Source organism: Nonlabens xylanidelens (assembly GCF_002934445.1).
Lineage (GTDB): Bacteria > Bacteroidota > Bacteroidia > Flavobacteriales > Flavobacteriaceae > Nonlabens > Nonlabens xylanidelens.
The window spans coordinates 231,895-244,551 of the sequence record NZ_PTJE01000001.1 but is presented as its reverse complement, the minus strand read 5'-3'; the positions used below and the strand labels follow the sequence as shown (position 1 = coordinate 244,551).

At 36.2% G+C, this 12,657-nt stretch carries 8 protein-coding genes; 6 read left to right on the top strand and 2 right to left on the bottom strand.

The window, feature by feature from the left end; all coding sequences use genetic code 11:
* Positions 1–68: 68 nt before the first annotated feature.
* Positions 69–863: a DUF2797 domain-containing protein gene (locus LY01_RS01060; protein ID WP_104513964.1), complete on the bottom strand. Its 795-nt coding sequence runs from the start codon at positions 861–863 to the stop codon at positions 69–71.
* Positions 864–930: 67 nt separating this feature from the next.
* Here LY01_RS01060 and LY01_RS01055 point away from each other — a divergent pair, with 67 nt between their 5' ends.
* From LY01_RS01055 to LY01_RS01045, 3 genes are all read left to right on the top strand, one after another.
* On the top strand, positions 931–2,460 hold the full coding sequence (locus tag LY01_RS01055) for a GH3 auxin-responsive promoter family protein (protein ID WP_104513963.1): 1,530 nt from the start codon (positions 931–933) through the stop codon (positions 2,458–2,460).
* A gap of 86 nt (positions 2,461–2,546) precedes the next feature.
* Positions 2,547–3,467 (top strand): PfkB family carbohydrate kinase, encoded by a 921-nt coding sequence (locus tag LY01_RS01050; RefSeq protein WP_104513962.1) that lies wholly within the window; start codon positions 2,547–2,549, stop codon positions 3,465–3,467.
* 69 nt (positions 3,468–3,536) lie between these two features.
* The gene (locus tag LY01_RS01045) at positions 3,537–5,435 is read left to right on the top strand and encodes an amidophosphoribosyltransferase (RefSeq protein WP_104513961.1); all 1,899 of its coding nucleotides are present in this window, start codon (positions 3,537–3,539) and stop codon (positions 5,433–5,435) included.
* Between the two features lie 77 nt (positions 5,436–5,512).
* Here LY01_RS01045 and LY01_RS01040 read toward each other — a convergent pair whose 3' ends face one another.
* Positions 5,513–6,121: a superoxide dismutase gene (locus LY01_RS01040; protein ID WP_104513960.1), complete on the bottom strand. Its 609-nt coding sequence runs from the start codon at positions 6,119–6,121 to the stop codon at positions 5,513–5,515.
* Between the two features lie 191 nt (positions 6,122–6,312).
* Between LY01_RS01040 and LY01_RS01035 the strand changes: the two genes are divergently transcribed.
* The 3 genes from LY01_RS01035 (at position 6,313) to LY01_RS01025 (ending at position 12,188) form a co-directional block, all read left to right on the top strand.
* The gene (locus LY01_RS01035) at positions 6,313–9,462 is read left to right on the top strand and encodes a UvrD-helicase domain-containing protein (protein WP_104513959.1); all 3,150 of its coding nucleotides are present in this window, start codon (positions 6,313–6,315) and stop codon (positions 9,460–9,462) included.
* 46 nt (positions 9,463–9,508) lie between these two features.
* On the top strand, positions 9,509–10,702 hold the full coding sequence (gene kbl, locus LY01_RS01030; protein WP_104513958.1) for a glycine C-acetyltransferase: 1,194 nt from the start codon (positions 9,509–9,511) through the stop codon (positions 10,700–10,702).
* Between the two features lie 115 nt (positions 10,703–10,817).
* Positions 10,818–12,188, top strand: coding sequence for an OmpA family protein (locus LY01_RS01025; RefSeq protein WP_104513957.1), 1,371 nt, complete (start codon positions 10,818–10,820; stop codon positions 12,186–12,188).
* The last annotated feature ends 469 nt before the right edge of the window (positions 12,189–12,657 follow it).

The window sequence follows — 12,657 nt, the reverse complement described above, 5'->3', positions numbered from 1 at the left end:
AAGTTATCAGGCTTTTAAAAGCGTGTTTATGTGGCGTTTTTAAAGGGAAACTAGATGAGTTGATTTACTTAATCTACCTTAATTTCTAGCACGAGACCTTCATGACTTCTCAAGTTCATTACTTTACCATCTTCAAAGATTAAGTATTGTCCTTTAATACCTTTTAGTTTTCCTGCGTACTCGTTAGTTTTTGCAAGATTGACACTAGTCACTTTTTCAGGATATTGAAGTACGGGAAAATTGATTTCCCATTCTTTCTCGTTATCGAGAATATATTCTTGGGCTTCTTGTGGTATGTATTGTAGTAAGCTTTCGCGAAAGCGTAACAAATCAACATCTTCTATGCTGTTAGTAAGCATCTTGCGCCAGTTGGTTTTATCAGCTACGTGATCTTTAAGAGCGACTTCTGCAATACCGGCTAGGTAACGGTTAGGTGTTTCAAGAATGGCAACGGCTTCATGTGCACCTTGATCAATCCATCGCGTAGGAACCTGCGTTTTACGAGTTACTCCTACTTTTATATTGCTGCTGTTTGCTAGGTAAACGATATGTGGTTTAAGTTGTACTTTTTTCTCGTATTCTAGATCTCTATCTTCTTCGTCTAGGTGAGCGCGACTTAATTCTGGACGCATGATCCAGTCGCCGGCTTGTGGTGATGCGGTAAAACAATCATAACAAAAGCCCTGGCGCCATATTTTTTTATCAAGACTACAGTTAAGGCATTCATTACCTACATGCTTTAAAGAAATGTTTTTATCCAGCAGCTGATTCATGTGTACAAAGTTATCTGGGAATACCAGATAGTATTGAACAGTTTCCTTCAGTTCAGTTTGCATTTTTCTTATAGTGCCGGTAAGGATCATTTTAGTAACTTTAAAAATTATCGAAGTATCTTTGAATCTGTAAAAATAAGATGATCTCTAATTAATAATGGCAAACGCACTAGTCAATTCTGTAGTATCGTGGTTTCTTAAGAAACGCATACATGATATGGAGCTTTTTATGAAGCATCCACAAGAATTACAAGATAATATATTGCAAGATCTTATTTATTATGCCCGACATACAGAGGTGGGCAAGAGATATGGTTTTGATACTATTAAATCCTATGCAGAGTTTGCAAATCGTGTCCCTATGTCTGGTTATGTAGAAATGCAGGATTCTATTGCGAGATCGATGAAAGGAGAAGGTAATATTTTCTGGCCTAGCGATATTAAATGGTTTGCAAAAAGTAGTGGTACGACCAGTGCGCGTAGCAAGTATATTCCTGTAAGCCAGCAATCGTTAGAAGACTGCCATTATGCAGCAACTAAGGATTTGTTGTGCATGTATTTAAATAACAATCCTGAATCTAAAATTTTTAAGGGAAAAGGATTGCGACTAGGTGGTAGCAATACCCTAGATAAAAAGTCGGGAACTGTAGCTGGAGATTTAAGTAGTATTTTAATAGATAACATGCCTTTCTGGGCAGACTATAGTTCTACACCAGGTAATGATGTAGCTCTTATGGCAAATTGGGAAACTAAAATGCCTGCGATAGTACAAGAAACGATAAAAGAAGATGTAACCAGTCTTGCAGGAGTACCTTCCTGGATGATGGTGTTACTTAATAATGTTCTCGAGACTACAGGGAAAAATGATATTCTAGAGGTATGGCCACAAATGGAAGTGTTCTTTCACGGTGGTGTGAGTTTTGACCCTTATGTAGAGCAGTTTAAAAAATTATTGCCAGCAGGACATATAAAGTATTACGAGACTTATAATGCGAGCGAAGGTTTCTTTGCGATACAGGATACTAACGACAGCAAGGAACTATTGCTTATGTTAGATTATGGAATCTTTTATGAGTTTATTTCCATGAAAACTTATGGAACGCCGCAAGAAAAGGTGATACCTATTAGTGAGGTAGAGTTAGGTGAGAATTATGCTATCATCATCACGACTAATGCCGGTTTATGGCGTTATAAAATAGGTGATACGGTACGTTTTACTAGTAAAAGCCCTTATCGCATTAAAGTAAGCGGTCGTACTAAACATCATATTAATGTATTCGGTGAAGAGCTTATTATAGAAAATGCCGAAGAAGCGCTTAAGAAAACCATTAAAGAAATTCCTTGTGCTATTAAAGACTATACCGTTGCTCCCATTTTTATGGAAGGTAAAGAAAAAGGTGCGCATGAGTGGATGATAGAATTTGCAACGCAGCCGGATAATGTTTCCGCTTTCGCGAAAGCGTTAGACCACAATCTACAACGAGTAAATAGTGATTATGAGGCAAAACGTGCTAATGATATAACTCTAAAACAGTTGATCATACACAATGCAAAGCCAGATGTCTTTTACAAATGGTTAAAGAAAAAAGATAAATTAGGTGGGCAACATAAGATACCTAGATTAAGTAATTCTAGAGAATACATGGACCAATTGCTGGAGATAGATAGAGGTTCTACGTCTTTATAATTAATCTTGAAAATAACTATACTTAAAATCTATAGCGAGCAAGTTATAACTCAAAACGAAACCGTATTTTTGCAAAAATTTTTTACATGAGCAAATTAGTTGTGGTAGGTACAGTAGCATTTGATGCAATTGAAACTCCGTTTGGTAAAACAGATAAGATTTTAGGTGGTGCAGCTACCTTTATAGGACTTAGTGCATCTCACTTTAATACAGAAGTAGGTCTAGTAAGTGTTGTAGGAGGTGATTTTCCTCAAGAATATTTAGACATGCTTACTAACCGCGGCATGAATGTCGAAGGTGTAGAAGTGGTAAAAGACGGGAAGACTTTTTTCTGGTCAGGAAAATACCATAATGATATGAATACGCGCGACACGCTAGCAACAGAGCTTAATGTGTTAGCAGATTTTAATCCAGTTGTACCAGAATCATTTAAAGATGCTGAGGTGGTGATGTTAGGAAACTTACATCCAGCTGTACAATTAGGTGTTATAGAACAAACTCCAGCAGCAAAATTAATCGTACTTGATACGATGAATTTCTGGATGGACAGTGCGCTAGATATGTTGCACGAGGTAATTGCTAAGGTAGATGTAATCACTATTAATGATGAAGAGGCTAGACAACTGTCTGGAGAATACTCTCTAGTTGCTGCAGCAAGAAAGATTCATGCTATGGGTCCTAAGTATGTAGTAATTAAAAAAGGGGAGCATGGAGCTTTATTATTCCATAATGAAGAGATTTTCTTTGCACCAGCATTACCACTAGAAGAAGTGTTTGATCCTACTGGAGCAGGAGATACATTTGCAGGTGGATTTGCAGGATTCCTTGCAGCTAGTGGCGACTATAGTTTTGAAAATATGAAGCGTGCTATTATCTATGGATCTAACTTTGCATCCTTTGCAGTAGAGAAATTTGGTACAGAGCGCATGCAAACTATTACAAATGAAGAGATCAAAACGCGTTTAGAGCAATTTAAGGCGCTAACAAAATTTGAAATAAAAAATTAATAATTCTATCAAAAAGCCTCAAGTAATTCTTGGGGCTTTTTTTATTTTTATATCCTTATAATCCCCATCATGAGCGATCAATTAAAACACGAGTGTGGTATAGCACTTATCCGTCTTCTTAAACCATTAGAATTTTACAAGGAGAAATACGGTACTGCCTTTTATGGTATCAATAAAATGTACCTAATGATGGAAAAACAACATAACCGTGGTCAGGATGGTGCTGGGTTTGCAAGTGTAAAACTAGATTTAGATCCAGGGCAACGTTATATTTCTAGAGTACGTAGTAATGCTGCGCAACCTATTCAAGATATTTTTGCGCAAATCAATGACCGTATTAATACTGGGCTTACTGAAAATCCAGAGATTAAAGATGATGTTGCTGCACAGAAAGAACAGCTTCCATATGTAGGAGAGTTGTTAATGGGGCATGTGCGTTATGGAACTTTTGGAAAAAATAGCATAGAATCGGTACACCCTTTCTTAAGACAAAACAATTGGATGCACCGCAACCTGATTATGGCAGGTAACTTTAATATGACTAACGTGCACAAGCTTTTTAATAAGTTAGTATCATTAGGGCAACATCCTAAAGATATGGCAGACACGGTAACTGTCATGGAAAAAGTAGGTCATTTTCAAGATAGACAGGTAAGTAAGTTATACAAGAAATTTAAAGCTAAAGGGCTCTCTAAAAGAGATGCTAGTCCTAAAATAGCAGAAGAGCTAGACGTTGCAAAGATCTTGCGTAAAAGTGCAAGAGACTGGGATGGTGGTTATGCTATGGGTGGACTTATGGGACATGGAGATGCATTCTTATTACGTGATCCTGCAGGAATACGACCAGCTTATTATTTTCAAAATGATGAGGTAGTAGTAGTAGCGAGTGAGCGACCTGTTATACAGACGGCCTTTAACGCACCGTTTGATGAGGTGAAAGAGCTGGATCCTGGTAAAGCAATTATCATAAAGAAAGATGGTACAGTTACTCTAGATCAGATTACAGCACCATTAGAACGCAAAGCGTGTTCTTTTGAACGTATATACTTTTCTCGTGGTAGTGATGCAGAGATCTACAAAGAGCGTAAAATGTTAGGGAAATTATTGTTCCCTAAGATTATGGAAAGTATCGATAACGATATTGATAACACCGTATTCTCTTACATCCCTAACACTGCTGAGACTTCTTTCTACGGTATGGTAGAAGAAGGTCATGCGGTTCTTAACCAGCAAAAAAGAGATTTTATTATCGCTGGTAATGGACAGTTAACAGCAGAGCAGGTAGAAGAAACGCTGTCACGTAAGCTGAGAACGGAAAAGATAGCCATTAAAGATGCAAAGCTACGTACATTCATAACAGAAGATTCTTCTCGTGATGATCTTGTAGCTCACGTTTATGATGTTACTTATGGTGTGGTAAAACCGGAAGATAATCTAGTTATAATAGACGATTCTATCGTACGAGGAACGACTTTAAAGAAGTCTATCCTTAAAATGATGGATAGATTAAATCCTAAGAAAATAGTAGTAGTGTCTAGTGCACCACAAATACGTTACCCAGACTGTTATGGTATAGACATGGCACGATTAGAAGGTCTTGTTGCTTTTAGAGCGGCACTAGCTTTACATAAAGATCGTGGTACTTACCATATTATAGAAGAGATTTACAAGAAGTGTAAATTACAAACAGAGCTAGAAGATGTAGATGTAGTAAATCACGTAGTAGATTTATACGCACCATTTAAAGATCAAGAGATTTCTGATAAAATAGGTGAGTTATTATCTGACGAAGATATTAATGCTGAGGTAAAAGTAATTTATCAAACGGTAGAAGATCTTCATAAAGCATGTCCTAAAAACTTAGGAGACTGGTACTTTACAGGTGACTACCCAACTGCTGGTGGTAACCGTGTTGTGAACCGTGCATATATCAACTTCTTTGAAGGAAATGATGAGCGTGCTTATTAAGAGCTAGATTTTATTAAATAAAAAAATCCCCAAATCAACTAGTTGATTTGGGGATTTTAAATTTTAGCTAGTTAGGATTATTTTCCTTCAGCATATCTTTTAGAAACTTCTTCCCAGTTAATTACATTAAAGAAAGCTTCAACATAATCAGGACGTCTGTTTTGATAGTTTAAGTAATAAGCATGTTCCCATACATCAAGACCTAAAACAGGAGTACCACCACAACCTACACCAGGCATTAATGGGTTATCTTGATTAGGAGTACCGCATACATCTAGTTTTCCACCTTCGTGAACACATAGCCATGCCCATCCAGAACCGAATTGTCCTTTTGCAGCTGTACTAAATTTGTCCTTGAAAGATTCAAAAGAACCAAAAGAAGCATTGATAGCATCTGCAAGGTCACCAGTAGGAAGACCACCACCATTAGGTGTCATTACTTCCCAGAATAATCTGTGGTTATAAAAACCACCACCGTTATTTCTTACAGCTTTGTTTTCTAAGTCTAAGTTTAAAAGAATGTTCTCGATAGTTTTACCTTCTAGATCAGTTCCTTCTACAGCGTTGTTTAATTTTGTTGTGTAACCTTGGTGATGCTTACCATGGTGTATTTCCATAGTTTTTGCATCGATATGTGGTTCTAGCGCGTCTGTTGCGTAATTTAATTTTGGTAATTCAAAAGCCATTGTATATAGTTTTTAATTTGTTAATTCTTGAGCTATAAAATTAAGTACTTAAAAGTTACTGTTAAAATAATCTGCGTTATATTATACTTAAAGTGTTCAACCTTAAAATGATGAGTAAAATAGTTAAAAGAATAAATACTTCTTTAAGATTAATTTCAAATTGATGCTGTTTTCTATGCTTATATTTGACTATGTCCCAATCATCTACTACTTTTTATAGCGCCAGCGCAGGTTCTGGTAAGACCTTTACACTAGCTAAGGATTACCTCACACTGCTATTTAAAAACCCATATTCAAATGGGTATCGTCGCATACTCGCCGTTACTTTTACAAATAAAGCGGTAGGCGAGATGAAAGAGCGTATTCTCGATTACCTACATAAATTTACTCTAGAAGAATTAGAGCAAAGTGTTGCAGGTATCGCTAGTCATATAATGACCGAGACTGGTCTAGATAAGGAGCAGTTTAAAAAGAAAGCACGTGCTATTTTTAATCAATTGTTACACGATTACTCGGCTTTTGATATTGTGACTATAGATTCTTTTAACCATCGTATTTTAAGAACATTTGCAAAGGATATTGACCTACCAGATAATTTTGAAGTAGAGTTAGATAGCAATAGACTTATTTCAAAAGCCATACATAACCTTATTGCGCGCGCAGGAAAAGATAAAAAGCTTACACAGCTTCTGGTAGATTTTTCTCTTTTGAAGATAGAAGAAGGTAAAAGTTGGGATGTAGAATACGATCTTTTAGATATTGCAAAATTAATACTTAATGAAAATCATTACCCTTATTTAAAGCAATTAAAAGGTAAAGAGGTAGAAGATTTTTTACGCTTTCGCGAAAGCTTATATAAGAAAATTAACCTCTCTCAAAAAGATTTAACCGAAAAAGCAAAAGCTCTTGTTGCAGTTTCAGAAAGCGCACATATTGCTCCCAAAGATTTTAAAGGTGGTTCTAGAAGCATTTTCAATGTAGTTGTTAAAGTATCTCAAGAAGATTTTACTGTAAAACTAGATGCAGCTTCTATAAGAGATTTAATTGCTGGCGACCTGTATCCTAAAAATAAAGCGCAAGAAATTAAAGATGCTATCGATACTATGGCTGTAGATCTTAGAGTATTTGCAGAGTCGTATAAAGAAAACATGGGGACTGTACTTTTTTATAAAAACATAGCAAGCAGCCTCACACCATTGTCATTACTTAATGAGTTGCTTCATGAGATCGATAAAATTAAGGATACAGAACAAATCGTACCTATTTATGAATTTAACGCACTTCTTGCAGAGCAGATAAAAGACCAACCAGCACCGTTTATTTATGAAAGACTAGGTGAGCGCTACCGTCATTATTTTATAGACGAGTTTCAAGACACCAGCCGCATGCAGTGGGAAAACCTCTCGCCACTTATAGAAAATGAATTGCAACAAGAACGAGAAAATGAAGAAAGAGGTAGTCTCATGCTCGTGGGAGATGCAAAGCAGTCCATATATAGATTCCGTGGTGGCGATGCAGACCAGTTTTTGAGACTACTCGCTACACCAGACCTTTTTATGTTACCTAAAAAAGACGAGACGCTAGAGTTTAACTGGCGCAGCTTTGATGAGGTAATTAAATTCAATAATGATTTCTTTGACTCTTATGGAGATCATTTAAATAGCGACGTCTATCAGACCTTGTACAAAGAGTATTTAGAACAAAAAACTAGGGCAAAAGAAGGTGGTTACATACAAATTGATTTTATAGATAAAGATTTTGAAGCGCCCTATGAAAATGAAGACGACTTTAAAACACCGTATCCTTATCACGTACATCAACAGGTTTTAAAGGCCCATGAAAATGGTTTTGCCTTAGGTGAGATATGCGTTTTAGTTCGCGCAAATAAAGAAGGTCATGAGATTGCAAAATATCTCGTGTCTCAAGAGATGCGTGTGGTTTCTGGAGATAGTTTGCTGGTTTTTGCATCGCATAAAGTCCAGTTGTTAGTTTCGTTAATGAAGATGATTCAGGTTCCAGACCAGCAACAGCCACGTTTTGAGTTCTTGATAGCTTACACGAGAGTGTTTCATATTGAAGATATTCATTCTTTTGTTACCGCGCATTTACAAGAGAGCCTGCTGGATTTAGGAAAAAAGTTAGTAGGTGTAGAAGAAGATGATTTAGGTTCCGCTTTCGCGAAAGCGGCATTATTTCAAGCAACAGAACACGTAGCAGAGTCTCTAGGATTATTTAAGGAACAAGATACCAGGTTGCAATCTTTTATGGAATTCTTATTTGAATACTCCACAGGTTATGAAGTCTCACTTTCTGGTTTTATTGAGCACTGGGAATTGAAAAAAGAAAAATTAAGTGTACCAGCTGCTGCAGATGCTGATGCGGTTCAAATAATGACTATTCATAAATCTAAGGGATTAGAGTTTCCTGTGGTAATAGTACCTCATTGCGATAAGAAAATAGATGATGCTAGAAATCCGACTGGTTGGGTTGCTGTAGATGAAAAAGAATACGATGGTTTTGATCAAGTTTATATCAATCTGAAAAAAGAGAATGAATTCTATCCTGGTCTCGCTCCAGAAGTATATCAAAATAATCTTGCCAAAGCGCAGATGGATCAAATAAATACGCTCTATGTTGCATTTACAAGAGCTAGAGAGCAATTGTACATAAGTGGTATAGATAGTAAAACGACTAATTATTCTTCTTTATTAAAAGATTTTGTCGATAAGAAGGGGCTTGATTTAAATGCAGAAGAAGGTTTTAAAAGTGCTCAAATAGGTGATGTGCAACGCAGGTCAGATAAAGTCAAAACAGAAGAGAGCGAGATGCTCGAAGAATATAAGGTAAACCTAGATGCAGATAGATTAAGTATTTCTACTAGAAAAGGATTGCTATGGGCTAGTGGTGTGAGTGATGCTATTCAAAAGGGTAATGTACTGCATGAGTACCTTTCTCAAATAGTGTTTGCTGATGATCTAGTCAAAGTGAATAAGAAAATAGATCGTGATTTTTCTTTGTCAAAAAAGGAACAAGAAGAGATGAAAGTGATGATTACAAATGTGATACATCATCCAGATCTTATCTCTTATTATAAGGAAGGGTTAGAGGTGCGCAATGAGCAGCCTATTTTACTTCCTATAGGAACGCGATTAATACCAGATAGATTAGTGATTAAAAAGGAAGGTGTTGTAATCATGGATTATAAATCTGGAGCGGTTATGAATAAACACCGATCTCAACTTAATGATTATGAGGCCTTGTTGATCTCCATGAATATGGAAGTTTTAGAAAAAATACTGGTGTATACGGATTCTCTAGAAATAGTGAAATGGCAAGGATAAGCCTCGTTAGACTTATTATCTTTGTAAAACTTAAAAATAAATAAATATGTACGGATCAATTAAGGAACACCTACAAAAAGAGCTAGCTGAAATTAAGGAAGCTGGACTATATAAGAAAGAAAGAATCATTACATCACCACAAGATGCGGTTATTACATTAGACGACGGATCTGAGGTAATTAATTTTTGTGCCAATAATTATTTAGGGTTGTCTTCTCATCCAGAAGTAATACAGGCTGCAAAGGATACTTTGGATTCTCATGGTTTTGGTATGAGTTCTGTAAGGTTTATTTGCGGTACTCAAGATATTCATAAAGAGCTAGAACAAAAACTAGCTGACTTTTATGGTTGCGAGGATACTATCTTATATGCAGCATGTTTTGATGCGAATGGTGGTGTTTTTGAACCATTGCTTACTAAAGAAGATGCAATCATTTCAGATTCTTTAAATCATGCGTCTATTATCGATGGTGTGCGTTTATGTAAAGCAGGTCGTTACCGTTATGCCACGGGAAACATGGCAGATCTAGAAAAACAATTGCAACAAGCTACTGCAGACGGCGCTAGATATAAGCTTATTGTAACAGATGGTGTGTTTTCTATGGATGGATTACTTGCGCCTCTAGATGAGATTTGTGATCTAGCAGATAAGTATGACGCGCTAGTAATGGTAGATGAATGTCACGCAGCAGGTTTCTTAGGTGACACAGGACGTGGTACTCTAGAGGCAAAAGGTGTTTTAGGTAGAGTAGATATTATTACTGGTACTTTAGGAAAAGCATTAGGTGGAGCAATGGGTGGTTATACTTGCGCAAATAAAGAGGTTATTGAAATCTTAAGACAGCGTTCTAGACCATACCTTTTTAGTAATTCATTAGCACCTTCTATAGTAGGAGCATCTTTAAAAGCGTTAGACTTAATAGATAGAAGTACAGAGCTTATTGATAAGGTACAATCTAATACAGCGTTTTTCAAAAAAGGAATGCAGGATTTAGGATTTGATATCGTAGATGGTGACAGTGCAATTGTGCCAGTTATGTTATACGATGCAAAGCTGTCTCAACAAATGGCAGATATGCTTTTAGAAGAAGGAATTTATGTAATTGGGTTCTTTTATCCGGTTGTTCCTAAGGAAAAAGCAAGAATTAGAGTGCAATTAAGTGCTGCACATGAGCAAATTCACCTAGAAAAAGCGATCTCATCATTCGAAAAAATTGGGAAAAAGCTAGGTGTTATCTAAAATTAACGTGCAATAATCAATAAAAACTGCATTTTTAGACAAATTTATTAGTTTAAGTCTTGTAATAGAGGCGGAACGGTTTAATTTTGCAATGTTGATTAATAAAAACCCCAACATGAAAAATATTTACAAATTATTAGTTGCTGGAGCAATTTTACTTTCTGCCAGCATGAGTTACGCGCAAGACGAAAGCAATCGCTGGAGTATCGCAGTAGGAATTAATGCTATCGATCTTTATCCTGTAGGAGAAAAGGACGCTGGTTTAGGTGACTACTTTGATGAATTCTTCAATGTAGATCATTACAACATCATGACTGTTCCTAGTCGTTTTGAAGTAGGTTACTATGTAGGTGACGGTATCGTTGCCACTGGTGCATTTTCTGTGAATTCAATAGACACAGTAGGTGATACTAAAGTTGATGACCTTTCTTACTACTCTTTAGGTGGTGGATTAAGATATAATCTTGCAGAATTATGGAGTGGTGGTGAAGTTTTTAACCCTTACTTAGGTGCTGGTGGTTCTTACCAGTGGTTAGACGATGAAGGTTTTGGTACTTTCAACGGAACTTTTGGTTTTGACGTGAAGTTAATGGATAATGTTTATGCAAACATTCAAACTTCTTACAAGCATGCTTTTGAAGATAACTTACCTAAGCACTGGCAGCACACTGCTGGTCTTAAGTTTACTTGGGGTGCAGTAGATACTGACGGTGATGGTATCGTTGATTCTAAAGATGCGTGTCCTACAGTAGCTGGATTAGAGAAGTTTATGGGTTGTCCAGATTCTGATAATGATGGTATAGAAGACTCTAAAGATGGTTGTCCTAACGATTTCGGTCCTGCTGAAACTAACGGTTGTCCAGATAGAGATGGTGATAAAGTTCTTGATAAAGACGATAAATGTCCTGATACTCCTGGTGTTGTAGCTCTTATGGGTTGTCCAGATGCTGATGGCGATGGTGTTGCTGATGCTGATGATAAGTGTCCTAATGAGGCAGGTCCTGTTGCAAGACAAGGTTGTCCTGTAAAAGATAGAGATAATGATGGTGTTGAAGACGCTATGGATAAATGTCCAGACGTTAAAGGTATCGCAGAATTACAAGGTTGTCCAAGACCAGTTATGCCTACTAAAGAAGTTCAAGCTCAATTAAACGAGTATGCTAAAACTATCTTATTTGATACAGCTAAAGCTTCTATCAAAGCTCAGTCTGCTGCAACGTTAGCTGACATTACTGCTATCTTAAAGAAATACCCAGAAGCTAAATTTACAATTGAAGGTCATACTGATAGTAGAGGTAGTGCTAAATACAACGAAAGACTTTCTGACGATCGTGCACTTTCTGTAAAGGAATACTTAGTAAAGAATGGTATCGATGAATTCCGTTTAAGTTCTAAAGGATATGGTGAAGCTAATCCTGTAACTAGTAACAGTACTAAAGCTGGTAGAGCTCAAAACAGACGTGTAGAGATTAACTTAGTAAAATAAGTTATTACTAACATTTCAAAATAATAAAAAGCCACTCTGAAAAGAGTGGCTTTTTTTATGCCTTAAACTGAAAGTATACTTAATGAATTAGATTTTGTTTAATGCTATTTCCTATACTATTTAAATGTTATAACACAAGTTTAATGTACTTTTTTCATTCTTGTAACGTGACCGTATTGTTCCAAAAAAAATATTTTGGATTTAACTAAGATCGATTTAGGTATCTGAATGTGTTATCCTTATTAGTATTTTAAGTATAAGTATAAGTATAAGTATAAGTATAAGAAGAAGAAGAAGAAGAAGAAGAAGAAGAAGAAGAAGAAGAAGAAGAAGAAGAAGAAGAAGAAGAAGGCAGTTTTAATTCATGTACAGTAAATGAGCAAACGATGATGTCATATGAACTTGATATAATTTTATTAATAATGTTAGTTGTATAAACTTAATAAGTGAGCTGCCACAAAATGTTGTC